The sequence below is a fragment of the Psychrobacter cibarius genome (assembly GCF_904845955.1).
Lineage (GTDB): Bacteria > Pseudomonadota > Gammaproteobacteria > Pseudomonadales > Moraxellaceae > Psychrobacter > Psychrobacter cibarius_B.
On sequence record NZ_CAJGYX010000001.1, the window covers coordinates 532,088 to 546,297 of the forward strand.

Annotated in this window: 11 protein-coding genes and 1 pseudogene; 2 read left to right on the forward strand and 10 right to left on the reverse strand. The window is 43.1% G+C overall.

Translation table 11 applies throughout. The annotated features are described in order from the left end of the window. Positions 1-245 precede the first annotated feature (245 nt). The 3 genes from JMV76_RS02100 to JMV76_RS02110 form a co-directional block, all read right to left on the reverse strand. Positions 246-788, reverse strand: coding sequence for a beta-lactamase hydrolase domain-containing protein (locus tag JMV76_RS02100; RefSeq protein ID WP_201501439.1), 543 nt, complete (start codon positions 786-788; stop codon positions 246-248). Positions 789-964: 176 nt separating this feature from the next. Continuing rightward, the gene (locus JMV76_RS02105) at positions 965-1,882 is read right to left on the reverse strand and encodes a MaoC family dehydratase (protein WP_201501440.1); all 918 of its coding nucleotides are present in this window, start codon (positions 1,880-1,882) and stop codon (positions 965-967) included. Between the two features lie 360 nt (positions 1,883-2,242). Beyond that, on the reverse strand, positions 2,243-3,643 hold the full coding sequence (locus tag JMV76_RS02110; RefSeq protein WP_201501441.1) for a 3-oxoacyl-ACP reductase: 1,401 nt from the start codon (positions 3,641-3,643) through the stop codon (positions 2,243-2,245). A gap of 580 nt (positions 3,644-4,223) precedes the next feature. On the opposite strand from JMV76_RS02110, the gene JMV76_RS02115 reads away from it, so the two are divergent. After that, positions 4,224-5,783 carry an acetyl-CoA C-acetyltransferase gene (locus JMV76_RS02115; protein ID WP_201501442.1) on the forward strand — a complete coding sequence of 520 codons (1,560 nt, stop codon included), beginning with the start codon at positions 4,224-4,226 and terminating at the stop codon, positions 5,781-5,783. A 248-nt stretch (positions 5,784-6,031) separates the two neighbouring features. Further along, positions 6,032-7,045 (forward strand): polyphosphate kinase 2, encoded by a 1,014-nt coding sequence (ppk2, locus tag JMV76_RS02120; protein ID WP_265090259.1) that lies wholly within the window; start codon positions 6,032-6,034, stop codon positions 7,043-7,045. A 300-nt stretch (positions 7,046-7,345) separates the two neighbouring features. Here ppk2 and JMV76_RS02125 read toward each other — a convergent pair whose 3' ends face one another. The 7 genes and pseudogenes from JMV76_RS02125 to JMV76_RS02155 form a co-directional block, all read right to left on the reverse strand. Then, positions 7,346-7,693, reverse strand: coding sequence for a PilZ domain-containing protein (locus JMV76_RS02125; RefSeq protein WP_201501443.1), 348 nt, complete (start codon positions 7,691-7,693; stop codon positions 7,346-7,348). Positions 7,694-7,748: 55 nt separating this feature from the next. After that, positions 7,749-8,885, reverse strand: coding sequence for a DNA polymerase III subunit delta' (locus JMV76_RS02130; protein WP_201501444.1), 1,137 nt, complete (start codon positions 8,883-8,885; stop codon positions 7,749-7,751). 84 nt (positions 8,886-8,969) lie between these two features. Then, complete coding sequence (gene kdsB / locus JMV76_RS02135) at positions 8,970-9,782, reverse strand: 3-deoxy-manno-octulosonate cytidylyltransferase (protein ID WP_201501445.1); 813 nt, start codon at positions 9,780-9,782, stop codon at positions 8,970-8,972. A 37-nt stretch (positions 9,783-9,819) separates the two neighbouring features. Beyond that, on the reverse strand, positions 9,820-10,965 hold the full coding sequence (gene lpxK, locus JMV76_RS02140) for a tetraacyldisaccharide 4'-kinase (protein ID WP_201501446.1): 1,146 nt from the start codon (positions 10,963-10,965) through the stop codon (positions 9,820-9,822). An 85-nt stretch (positions 10,966-11,050) separates the two neighbouring features. Beyond that, positions 11,051-12,834 (reverse strand): annotated as a pseudogene (gene msbA, locus JMV76_RS02145) (lipid A export permease/ATP-binding protein MsbA). Positions 12,835-12,928: 94 nt separating this feature from the next. After that, entirely contained in the window at positions 12,929-13,360 is a 432-nt protein-coding gene (locus JMV76_RS02150) for an ExbD/TolR family protein (protein WP_025651795.1), read from the reverse strand. 100 nt (positions 13,361-13,460) lie between these two features. Beyond that, positions 13,461-14,195, reverse strand: coding sequence for a MotA/TolQ/ExbB proton channel family protein (locus tag JMV76_RS02155; RefSeq protein ID WP_193009334.1), 735 nt, complete (start codon positions 14,193-14,195; stop codon positions 13,461-13,463). Positions 14,196-14,210: the final 15 nt, after the last annotated feature.

Sequence of the window (14,210 nt, forward strand, 5' to 3'; positions counted from 1 at the left end):
TTCTATAAAACAGCTAAACGGTAAAAAACTATTTAGCCCTTAATATTAAGTGTTCATATGATAAAAAATACATTATTTGCTAAGGCGTAACTGTTCAATACCTCAATATTAGCAAGTTATTTTTTCGTTTGCTTAGGGCGTGTCCTCATTTTTAAAATAACAACGCGCCTTAATAAAAAAGGCAACCTAGTGGTCGCCTCTCTGTCATGCAATGCTGCTTAATAATACGTTGTCATCTTTATGTCTTAGCGCGGTACCAACAGACGATTATGAACTTCTTGCTCAAGCTTCCTTAAGCCATGACTGCGCCCACGTTCCATAGCGGTGTCCATTTTACGTCCACGTAACCATCCTGCGCGTAGCGCCATTGCGGCACCCACTCTATTGCCTGAGCCACAATGCACTGCCGTTTTTTTGCCATGATGTTGGCGCAATATATTATCAAATGCCAATATATTGAGCTGCTTTAAGTCTGCAGCACCGTTAATAGGCAGATGCTCATAGTGCATGCCAGCTCGCTCGACCGCTGCGGCTTCATCAAAGCTCAATTCATCATCTGGCTGTAAGTTAATCACTGACTCAACCCCAGCTTTCGCTAAGGCAACCACTTTTTCGTCATCGAGTGCACCGCATACAATGGTAGTGTAATCAGGACGAAAATAAGGCTCAAGAATAGTACTAAGATCAATGCCATTGTCTAAAACGTTATTGCCAGCATTCGATACTGTGTCAATAGCTACTGAATGATTTAGTTGATCTGAGTTTGGTACGGCGGTATGTGAAGTCATAATTATAAATTTTTTCGTTATATTTACTATAGTCAATTCCAGTTAAAATAAGTACAAAGCAACCGCGTGTCGATGTATAAGCAATACTTCAAGCGAGGTTAACGCTATCACTTTTCTATCATGAATCGACCATATTGAGATATTTTTTAGTTAAATGACAGTCGTTCTACTGGCTTTTACTCATTGCCACTCTGTAATTTAACCGTACCTGCCAAATGCGGCTTGTCATTTTTAGAGCTAAATAAGCCAAACTCACAGGTATCGTCTGTGTCTTCAAGTGCAGCCACTGGATCAGCGATAAGCTCTACTTCGGCTGGCAAAAAGATAGGCAGTTTAAATGACACATTAACCGTACAAGCATCCGGCAACTCGTCCATCATAGCAAGGCATTTGGCCTTTGACCACATGCCGTGAGCAATCGCTTTAGGAAAGCCAAACGCACGCGCAGATAATGGATGGAGATGAATGAGGTTAAAGTCACCTGAAACAAAAGCATAACGACGACCGATATCTTCTGGCACTTCAAAGATACTATGCACGCCTTCTGGGTTGACTGATGGCTTGACCGTTATTGGACGTGGAGTGCTTTTTTTGTCTTTACTGCTGATTGGTTTTTTGCTGCGTGACAGATACGTCGAAGTACCTTCCCAAATTACCTTATCTTCTGACTTGACCGTCGTCACAAAATCAAACTGCTGACCCTGAGCATGGTCACGCAAATTATCAAAGGTGACTGACATAGCAACCGTTTCACGCTCACCGATAGGACGATACTGAGTCACACTATTATCGACGTGCACTAGACCCAACATAGCAAATGGAAATGGCTCTTTAACCATCATATTCATCTGCAGCGTTTGAGACAGCACTGAGAAGTAAGTAATGGGTACTTTGCCATTATCTGCAAAACCACAAATTTTACGATAATCGTTTAAGTTACTTTGGTCAATGTGCAAATCGTCCACATAGTAAGTCGCTTGCGGCAATTGGTCTTTACTGATTTTGCCGTTATTACCAATAGGCAATAAACTTTTAACGATATTGGCATAGGTCGTATGCGCTTTCGGCAACGCATCATAATGTTTGTCTGACATAATAAATCCTAAGTGGGGCTTGAGCAAGTTTTCTTGGTGTATCTAAAGATGCTATGACATTATTGGTTACAGCTTATCATTGAGCAATGCCACCAGTATTATGCCTAAATTAGGCACAATTCATAGGCGTGGTTTTAGACAATGTAAGCAACTCTCACAGCAAAAAACAATTTGGCTACTGGTTCTCTGTGTTTTTAACATAAAAAAGCCACCCTTGGGCAGCTTTATTACGATTTATGAGCAATTTTTTCGTAAGCATATGTGAGGAGAATTGAAAATACTGATTAATATCAGCTATTTATCAATAGCTAAATCATCATTTATACTTACTTATAATTGACACTTACTTATAAAGTGATATTAAGCACCCAATAAGCTTTGACCACAAACGCGAACGATGTTGCCATTTAAGCCACCAGAAGCAGGTGATGCAAACCATGCGATGGTCTCAGCCACGTCTACTGGCAAGCCGCCTTGGCTCATAGAGTTCATACGGCGACCCGCTTCACGAATAGCAAATGGAATGGCTTCGGTCATTTGCGTTTCAATAAACCCTGGAGCAACAGCGTTGATCGTCATGCCTTTGGCGTTGTCTTCTAACTGCTTAGCAGTGGCATTCACCAAACCAATCACCCCTGCTTTAGAGGTGGCATAGTTGGTTTGACCCAAGTTGCCAGCGATACCTGAAATCGATGACACACAAACGATACGTGCATTGTCTTTTAATACGTCGTTGTCTAGCAAATAGCGGTTCAGCCTAGCAATACTACCTAGGTTAATATTAATAACCATGTCCCACTTTTTCTCGTCCATGTTTGCCAATGTCTTATCACGAGTGACGCCAGCATTATGGATGATTGAATCTAATCCGCCACGCTTTTGTGCAGCTTCGGCGATTTGTTTGCCAGCGTCATCACTGGTGATGTCGACGGTCAATACTGAGCCACTAATTTCGCTAGCGACTTTTTGTAGGTCTGCTTGCTGCTGCGGTACATCAAGGCAGATAACGTGAGCGCCTTCGCGAGCCAATACACGAGCAATTGCTTCACCAATACCGCGGCTTGCTCCAGTCACCAGCATGGTTTTACCGCCAAGAGGCTGTGTCCAATCGACATCAACATTGCTACCTTTACTAACGCGTACGACTTGTCCTGAGACATAAGCTGAACGAGCAGAGGTGAAAAAGCGTAAAGTCGAATCTAGGTTTTGCTCTGCGCCGTCTTCTACATAAATAAGCTGTGCCGTAATACCGCGTTTGAACTCTTTACCGACAGACTTCACAAAGCCTTCAAGCGCACGCTGAGCCAAAGCTGTATCAATATCAGTGATATTTTCTGGTGGGCGACCAATAATAATGACGCGACCAGATTTTTCTACACGACGAGCGACAGTATGGAAGAACTCATACACTTCTTTTAATTGATCGGCATTGCTAATATTGCTGGCATCAAACAACAAAACTTTAAATTTATCATCGCCGCCCGTATTGGCTTTTGCTTCGACGCCTGCATCAGCAAGGGCATCTTTGATATCATCACTGCTGTTTACATAAACATCAGCATGTACGTCTGACAAAATTCGCGCAACAGACTCACTGACGCTTTTATCGTCGCCATTAGCACGACCAACCAATACGCTACCACGTACTAAAGGCTCACCGCTTTCGAAGCGATCAAGAGTAACAGGTAACGGTAAACCCAAATTTTTGGCCACTTTTTTGCCAATAGAAGACTGAACAAAATCACCATAACGGTCTGACATAATATAATCCCTATAACGAACGGTTAGAATAATAGTAATAAATGTAATGTGCCTATTATATAGACTCAATAACCTCATAATTATTGATATTTAGTAAATGAGTCTAAAGCTGGCCTAACTATACACTGCCATCTTAAACAAGTCCAAAAACCGATAATGTCTACAACAATCTGTAAACAACTCAGTATACAAGACGGTCACTTTTTCTGGATTTAAAAATCACCACATTGTGCTAAAATCAGACCTATAAGTTATAGCAAATGCAATTATCGATAACAATATATTATCAAATCTATCGTTATGCAATGCCAATAATCGATACTAGCCAGTCTACGAAAGTCATATTGATGTCTTTCAAAGCTGATACCGACCTTAGATAAGCGTCACATAGTTTGCCAAAGATATACAGTAAGGTCGTAAAAACGTCTTATCATAAACAGTTATGCTGCGTAATAAGTGATAATATTTGCTTCTTGTTTATTTTCGATTATTGAATTTTTTAATGTAATCACTTTTATTATTATTAGTTTTACTATTGTTACCCTCTTTTCTTCTGCCCATATTTTTTAAGGATAATATTATGAGTAATAAAAACAATCACCCTGATAGCCCTGTTGTTGAAAGCACAGTGGTAAAAGCCAGTGCGTCAAAATCTACTGATAATAAATCAGAAAACGGCAAAACAGAAACGGCTGTTAAAAAAGCTAAAAGCACGACAGCAACAGACACGTCTAATAAAGAGTCTTCTAGTAATAGAGAGTCTTCTAGCACCACAGAAGCGAATGATAAATCACCAGCTTCTACTACGAAAAAGCCAGCGTCTGCTGCCAAAAAAACCAGCAAAACCAAAGCCGTTGCTGGTCAAAATCGAGTGGCTATCTTAGGTGGCAACCGTATTCCATTTGCACGCTCGAACGGTTCATACGCTGACGTTAGCAACACCGACATGTTGACAGCTGCATTAGATGGCTTGATTGAACGCTATAATCTACAAGACGAAGTGTTGGGTGAAGTGGTGTCTGGTGCCGTCATGAAACTAAGCCGTGACATCAACCTAACTCGCGAAGCCACGCTTAACACAGCGCTCAACCCACATACGCCAACTTACGATATCTCACAAGCTTGCGGTACTGGCTTGCAAGCGACTTTTGCTTCTGCCAATAAAATCGCACTGGGTCTTATAGATTCAGCAATTACTGGCGGCGTAGACACGACCTCTGATGCACCGATAGCGATTGGTGATGGTCTACGTAAAGTACTGATCAAACTGGGTGCGGCTAAAGACAACAAACAACGCCTAAAAGCACTAATGGGTCTAAATCCAAAAGACTTAATCGATTCGCCACAAAACGGTGAACCACGCACCGGTCTATCAATGGGCGACCATCAAGCCATTACCACTCTTGAGTGGAATATCAGCCGCGAAGCACAAGATGAGCTTGCTTTTAACAGTCATCAAAACCTAGCGCGCGCTTATGATGAAGGATTCTTTGACGACCTAATCACTCCATACAAAGGTCTGACGCGCGATAACAACTTGCGCCCTGATACTACTTTGGAAAAACTGGCTAAATTAAAGCCTGTGTTTGGTAAAAAGAACGCCAACCCAACGATGACAGCAGCCAACTCTACACCGTTAACGGATGGTGCCTCTTGTGTCCTATTAGGAACCGATGAGTGGGCAAAAGAGCGTGGTCTTAAGCCATTGGCATATATCGTTCATCAAGAAACGGCCGCCGTTGATTTCATTGGTAAATCTGGCACCACAGAAGGCCTATTAATGGCACCTGCTTATGCCGTACCGCGTATGCTTGAGCGTGCAGGTCTAACACTACAAGATTTCGATTTTTATGAAATCCATGAAGCCTTTGCATCACAAGTGTTATCAACACTAGCTGCTTGGGAAGATGAAAAATTCTGTGAAGAGCGTCTAGGACTAGATGCACCACTAGGCTCTATCGATCGTAGCAAGCTAAACGTGAATGGCTCGTCGTTAGCTGCGGGTCATCCATTTGCCGCAACGGGTGGTCGTATCCTAGCCACTGCAGCGAAGCTATTGGATCAAAAAGGCTCAGGTCGTGCACTAATCTCTATCTGTGCAGCTGGTGGTCAGGGCGTGACTTGTATTTTAGAGAAATAACTCTTTGACTGCTATTATTTGATTGGTATTATCAGTCAATAGTTAGCACGAATACTTTAAAGCACTCTTTAATCGATGGATTAGAGGGTGCTTTTTTATGCCCATTCACTACTCAAAACTGGATATTAGTCAAAGTCTTACTAACAACACAATAATGAAACGTAGCCAACGCATAGCTCTATCGGTAGTTATGCTAAAGTAAGAGCATAACCAATAAAAATCATAACAACACTGATTAGGAGTTTTTTATGGGTAAGATACCTTCGTCCATCAATCCCAAATCCCTCACGCCACAAGAGCGTCAGGAACTTAGCTCACCTGAGCAACACAGTTTTATCGAGCGTATGGATAAGGAGGTTTTTAATGATCAGTTGCGTCGTAAGATGCACGAAGACCTCATCGATACTTATGATGAAGAGCTAGAAAATGAGATAGATGATTATGTGCGTGACTTTCGTTTTGATGGGCGCGAAATGAGTGAGCAAGAAAGACTTGATCGGCGTATGTACTTTCAAGAGTTGGTAAGGCTACAGCGCGAGCTTATTAAGTTGCAAGACTGGGTCGTTGATCGCGGTGAGCGTATCGTCGTCATATTTGAGGGTCGTGACTCGGCGGGTAAAGGTGGCGCTATCAAGCTTATCACGCAGCGCTTAAACCCTCGTGTGTGTCGAGTGGCTGCTCTACCTGCACCGACAGAACGTGAGCAATCACAATGGTATTTTCAGCGTTATGTCGCCCATTTGCCTGCTGCTGGTGAGATTGTGCTGTTTGACCGCAGTTGGTATAACCGTGTGGGGGTTGAGCGTGTGATGGGTTTTTGTACCGATGCACAGTATGAAGAATTTTTTCAGTCGGTGCCTGAGTTTGAACGCATGCTAGTCCGCTCAGGTATTCGCTTGGTGAAGTACTGGTTTTCGATCACTGATGATGAGCAGCATTCACGCTTTATGAGCCGTATTCATGACCCGCTCAAGCAATGGAAGCTCTCAGCCATGGACTTACAGTCACGCCGCCGTTGGGAAGACTATACCAAGGCTAAAGAGACCATGTTTGAGCGAACGCATATCCCTGAAGCACCTTGGTGGGTGGTTGAAGGTAACAATAAAAAACGCGCAAGGCTAAACTGTATTGCTCATCTACTCGAACAAATTCCTTATAAGGAAGTGCCACGTGATGAGGTAGAATTACCCGATCGTAAACGTGATGACGAATACTACCGTGAGCCTATTCCAGATGATATGTATGTGCCACCGCGCTATTAAAAGATATGGTGGCTTTACTTAGGCCGTGCCCTCAATTCAATCGATTGTCCTCCAAATTATTTAATAATGGCTAAATTTTGCCAAGGATAGTCAAACAGCTTATTGATATCTCGATATTATTTGCATTACCTTCATTGTTTGACGGCAATTTTTATCACTATTTTTAAAATGAAAACACGCCCTAGTCTTATGCTCATAAAAAAAGCCACCTTATCGATATATAAGGTGGCTTTTTTTATACTGTTTGTTCAATAATAGTCGTCTAACACTCATCAAAACCATTACAAGTACAATAAATAATTACATGGTATACGTGGACTGCAAACCATCTATTTTACCCGCCAATAATCGCTCAACTTCGTTTTTAATTCTTTGACCTGCAATATCAGTTCCAATCTGTACCGCAAAACCTGCCGGTCGACCACCTTGCGTTTTGGCGTTAATCCAAACTACTTTGCCATTCATAGGCAAACGCTCGCTAGAATTGGGTAAAGTGATGGCGATAAATACCTCGTTACCTAGCTTCTGAGCGTCATTGGATGGCACAAATAATGCGCCATTACTGACAAAGGACAAGTAGCTGGCATATAACATTTCGATATTTTCAATGTGGCAGGTTAATATCCCGCCGCGTCCTGGCATGGCCATAGTCAGCTTCCTTCATTAAGTTTGGTATTTTTATTTGCTATCGAGGCAGATTTTCTTATAAACAAGCCAATTCTTGCATTAGCTTATCATAGGCAAATTTTTCTTGCACATTTTGTTGCAGAGCGATTTTTGTCTGCTGTAAGCTACTAGAAAAAAGTGCTAGGCCATTATTATCAGGTGGATACTTTTCTAAGGCAGCGGATAGATTGACGTCTTTTTGAAGCTCATTAAGCCCTAAGCAAACACGGCGCATATCAAGTAGCATCAGCTCAGAAAGCTGAATAAATTCTGTGATACTCAGTTGGTTTTGCCAATAGTCACTGGCTGCCACACTACTACGTTTACCACTACGCAATGCTTGCCACGTCGTCAACCATAGCGCACGTTTGCTATACCATGGCGCTTGTGCCATGGCTATTGCTGCCAAAGGTGCGCCATTTGCCAATTGGATAAGCTGCTCAATCGCAGCCGTACCGACCGCTTCACGATTGACCGTAGAGCCAAGTGCCTGTGTCACATAGTCAACGGCGATCACAGGCTGAATGGTCTGTAATGGCAACTGCTGCACCCGACTTTTAATGGTGGGCAGTAATTGTGCTGGAGTATCGCTGATCAAAAATAAATGGACTTGAGCTTGTGGTTCTTCCAAAGTTTTGAGTAGCGCATTGGCCGCGGCAATCGTCATTTGCTCTGCATGGTTTAACACACAGATACGCATTCCTTGACCACCTTGATAGATAAAAGGCTGCAAGTTACGGATATCATCCACTTTAATCTTAAGAGCACTGTTATTGGCTGTTTTGGGTGATTTTTTATCCTTTGCAGCGTTACTTAATTTCTCTTTATTATCAGCATTGTCTGCACTGATTGGCATACTGATCAGTGGCAATACCTGTAAGCTTGGATGCGTGCCAGATCTTAGCCATTGGCAACTTTCACACGCGCCGCAAGCCCCTGTGGGATGGCTATCACGCTCACGGCATAATAGCCAAGCGACCAAACGCCATACAAAAGCTCGCTTGCCCATACCCTGCATACCAGCAGCTAATAGTGCATGTGGCAAAGATTGCTGTGATGTCAAAACTCGCTTGGTCAATTGCGACCATAGATTTTGCTGCCATGGCAATAACGCGGCGAAATAAATGTGGTCTGTAGTATCCATTGTGCCTGTATTTTGCGTCTTATCACTCATAGCTAACGTCCTATAACTTCGCTTGATTATTCAGGATATAGCGTGTTCATGACGCTTTAGATGAAATATTTTTGCTTAGGCTATTTATCCAATGGGGCTCTGAAATTCAGTCAAACTCATGGCATTTAAGCGGTCTAAATCTTCTTGGGTATCGACCCCTGCAGGTAGATGACAAACGGCAACTGCAATAGTAATCTGCGCTCCATTTTCTAAAACGCGTAACTGCTCTAGGCTCTCAAGTCTCTCAAGTGGCGTTTGCGGCCAATGCACAAACTGCTGTAATAAACGGACGCGATAAGCATATAACCCTAAATGACGATAAGCATTTTTTGGTGGGTTTCTATGATCATCATTGGACAATACGACATCACGATCACAAGGAATGGGCGCTCGGCTAAAATAAAGCGCACGTTGCAAGTCATTAGCGTGTTGACTGACAACCTTGACCACTGATGGACGCATAAAGGTCTCATAGTCGTCGATAGGCTCACATAAAGTCGCCATCACGCTATCACTGTCTGCGACCAAAAGCGCCTTTACCTGCTCCAATAATAACGGTGGCACTAACGGTTCATCGCCTTGCATGTTGACCACGATATCATAGTCAGCCCATCCTTTGATGGCGGCAACTTCTGCCAAACGGTCAGTGCCTGAAGCATGCTCGCTACTGGTCATCACCACATCAAACCCTGCATCTATGCATATCTTGGCAATATCGTCATCATCTGTGGCAATACACATATCATCCGTGAAGTGCGCTGTTTGCGCCTTTTCAGCAACCCAAAGAATCATCGGCTTACCATGTATCTCTAGTAATGGCTTGCCAGGCAGCCGCGTGCTCTTAAAACGAGCAGGGATAACAATATGAGTTTTGGCGGGCATAATCACTGACGACATGGGGTTTCCTATAGCAATTTTTATACGGTTTAAAGCATCATCTATTATTTGCTTTGGTATTGTTATTGTTATTGTTATTGTTATTGTTTTCGATATCAATACCTAGCTTTTTTAGCTGTTGCTGCAGATTATCATAACAGCTGTCAGAGAGTTTGGCGGTTACTGGCAGTACCCATAGTCTGTTTATCAGCGTTTGATATTCATTATTCAGCGCTTTATCAGTAGTGGCTTTCGATAGCAACGCTCTTATTTTTACCGCATCTTTACTGGTGACTACGATTGGATATTCGGTATACTGCAATAATTCCGCCAACTCAAAATCATAATGATCAGGATAAGGATGTCCAACGACATCGAAGCCTAGCGAACTTAAAGTATCAAAAAACCGCTGCGGATAACCAATACCGCTCACCGCATGCACTCTACAACCCTTTTTAGGCATATCAATTTGAGAATAAGATAAAGTAGGTTGCCATAAGAGTTGCAGAGCATTCGCCTCTAAGTGCATTGTCAAACGATGGGCTCGGTACAGATTGCTATTATCTTTTTTATTGTCCACTGAATCTGTTGTTAGTGGCTCATGGTAGATGACAGTTGCACCCTGCAATCGCGACATCGGTTCACGTAAAAACCCTGTTGGCAAGAGCTGTTGATTACCAAAGCCCCGTGCTGAATCGACCACAATCCATTCAATGTCACGTTGCAGTGCATAATGCTGCAAGCCATCGTCGGCAATAATGAATTGCAAGTCAGGATGGGCAGCTAACAAGGTCATAGTTGCTTGCTTACGATCGGGACATACTGCCATGGGCGCATTTGTCATATTAACAATCAAACAAGGCTCATCCCCTACCACATTGGGCAAACTGGCGGCATCGACTAAAGCTGGCATTTGACTGGTATCGCCACCGTAACCACGGCTGATGACCCCTACCTTTATGCCCCGTTCTTGTAGATAATCAACCAAGGCAATAATCAATGGTGTTTTGCCACTACCGCCCACGCTAATATTGCCGATCACCATAACGGGAACAGGCGCGTGATAACTTGCTAACAGCCCAGCTTTATAAGCTTGACGACGCAGCGTGGTGATAAGTCCGTACAACCAACTAATAGGTAGCAATAGCCATAGCCAAGCGGCTTGACGTTGCCAGGCACGCGTCACTGTCGTTTCAATACTCATGATAATTGACCACTTACCTATTCAGCTAAACTTTAACTTAGCACGATTTGAACGTCAAAGCTGCTCAAAGAATAGTCCAATAATTTTATTCAAAGTCACGTTCATACATTTGCGCATAATGACCTTGCAATTGCATAAGCTCATCGTGCCTGCCTAACTCGACGATTTGACCGCTGTCTAACACGGCGATACGATCGGCTGATTCAATGGTGGTCAGTCGATGTGCAATGACTAATGTGGTACGATCTTTCATCACATTATCAAGCGCTTGCTGAATGTAATACTCTGATTCATTGTCTAACGCACTGGTTGCTTCATCTAAAATTAAAATCGGCGCATCTTTTAATAGCGCACGAGCAATCGATAAGCGCTGACGCTGCCCGCCAGACAGCTGCAAACCTTCAGCACCGATTTCACTTTGATAGCCGTTTGGCATTTTCATAATAAAATCATGAGCAAAGGCATCTTTTGCGGCGCGCTCAACCTCAGCTTGGGTTTTATTGGCTAAGCCACCATAAGCAATATTGTTAAATACCGTGGTATTGAACAGGACGACTTGTTGATTGACCATCGCAATCTGCGCCCGTAAGCTCTCAAGCTTAATGTCTTCAATCGGTATACCATCCAAGGTAATTTGCCCAGAAGAGGTCGATAAGGTGCGCGTCAGTAAATTTACTAAAGATGACTTACCAGCACCACTTCGCCCTACCAATGCAACCGTCTCACCCGCTCTTACATCTAACGTAAAGTCACGCAAAGCGACCGTTGAGTCAGGATAAATCAGACTGACATTATCCAGCTTGATTTCGCCCGTCAAAGCAGGGCTAAGCACACCAGTGTCTTTTTCTTCTGGCTCATCTAACAAGGCAAAAATAGACTCACCTGCCGCGATACCTTTTTGCAGTTTTTGATTGATATCAGTCAATGAGCGTACCGGCTTGCTCAGCAAACCTGCAGCGGCGATATATGAGATAAACTCACCCGCTGAGATATTGTCTATCACCGATGGGCGTAGTGCGAGCCACACCACAACTGACATGGCTATAGCCATTAGCAGCTGTACTGCTGGCGTATTGATACTGTTGGTCACCACGACCTTCATGCCTTGGCGTAAGTTCTTTTTGATGTTTTATCGAAGCGTGCGGCTTCGTATGCTTGACCGCCATAGTTTTTGACAACCTGATAGCCACCAATCACTTCATTGGTAATATGGCTGACATCACCCATCGTCTCTTGTATACCCTTAGACAACTTTAGATAACGCTTTGAGGCGATGCGAATAAGCCACAATATTGGCGGTAGCACAACGAATAAAATCAACGTCAAACGCCAATTGCTATAAAGCAAGAAACCTATCAAGGCGACGACTGTCAGACCATCACGCAGTAGCGTCTTCATAGAGTCTGTACTAGCAGCAGTGACTTGCTCAACATCAAATATCAGCTTGGATGAAATGGTACCAGCAGGATTGGCTAAGTAAAAAGAGCTTGGCAGACGAAGCAATTTATTAAAGACTTCCACTCGCAGCTCATATACCAAATTACGTGAGACCAGAGCAGAATAATAATTACCCAAAAAGCTACCAACACCGCGGACAAAAAACAGACCAATGATCAATAATGGAAATAAATCCTGTTTGCTTTGATCGTTCTGATTAATGGCATCGGTGATGTATTGAAGTAATTTGGCAATCCAAATCTCTGTCGCCGCATTAATCGCAAAGCCCAACACAGTAAGCATTAATGCCCACCAGTATGGTTTTAGATAACTCAGCAAACGCAGCAAGGTCTTATGCTTAGGTATGTTTGACGGCTCTGCTGATTTTTTAGCAGCAGTTTTTGCAGAGTCAGGTTGATATGCTTGGCTCATAAAAGCCTCAATTTGGGGGTCATAATATGAATGGACTGCGTTAAAATCACAGTTTTATAAGAGCATCTATCAATGTTACTTAAGTAGCTATAGGCTACTGCGGTAACGGCTGACCAAGTGGCACGACCGTACTGATATTAAGATTCAAAAATCCCAGTTTACCCGCAATGTCCATCACTCGCACAACCGATTGGTGGGTGGCATTGGCATCCGCAGCAATAACAAATAGCATGTCACGATTACTACCAGCTTCTTGTTGTAGCATACTGGTCAACTCTGCCTCATTACTACTGGCAAGCGTAATACCGTTCACCAGATAACTGCCATCTTCTTGTACTGCCACTTCGATACTGTTTTTCTCTTCTGTCAGCGCGACACCTTCAGCTTCAGGAAGAATAATATTTAAACGACTAAAATGATTAAACGATGTTGCCAGCAGCAAAAACACAATCAAAAACAACAAGCAGTCAATCATCGGGGTCAAGTTAATTTCGAGCGGCTCAACAGTCGGTTTTCTAAAGCGCATATCACTCTCTTTAATTTACTGAATACTCATGTGCTTGATGGATTATTATAGCGTGTTGAACAGTCACAAATACTAAGAAATAAATGCTAAAAAATAAATACTAAGAAGTGACCGCAACACCATTATTTGAGCTTAACCCATCCACTGCATATTCATTATCTACAACGTCAGCCGATGGCGCACGATGTGCAGGCACATTCAAACCAGCAGTAGACGTATTTTCCAGCAAATGATAATCATACAACTCTTGAATCATGAGCCCCGCTTGCGTCTCAAACTGGGCATTAATATCGATAATACGGCGCTGAAAATAACGATAGGCAACCAGTGCTGGAATAGCCACGATCATACCAGCAGCAGTCGTAATCAACGCTTGTGACACACCAGCAGCAAGCATCGTTGGGTCTTGCATCGCGCCATCGGTAATCGCCAAAAACGACGAAATAATGCCTAACACCGTGCCTAACAAACCGAGTAGTGGCGCAATCGCTCCTATGGTCCCAAGCATATTGATGTTTTTTTCTAACTGATGCACTTGTACGCTAGCGCGGTTTTGCATATGCATCGTCATCGAATCTAAGCCATATTGACGATACAGCAGCCCTGTCGCTAAAATATCTCCCAAAGGTGTTTTTTCTTTGACATTCATCAACTGTGTACGACCAATATCCCCATTCTCACGTAAGCGTGTGATTAGCTGTTCGCGCAATCTACTCGGGGCAACTTTATTAAACTGTAAGGTATGACTACGCTCGATGATGATAACCAATGCCAATATTGAGCACACCACGATAGGCGTCATCAACCAACCACCCGCTTTTACCAACTCCCACATACTGACTCTCTTTTA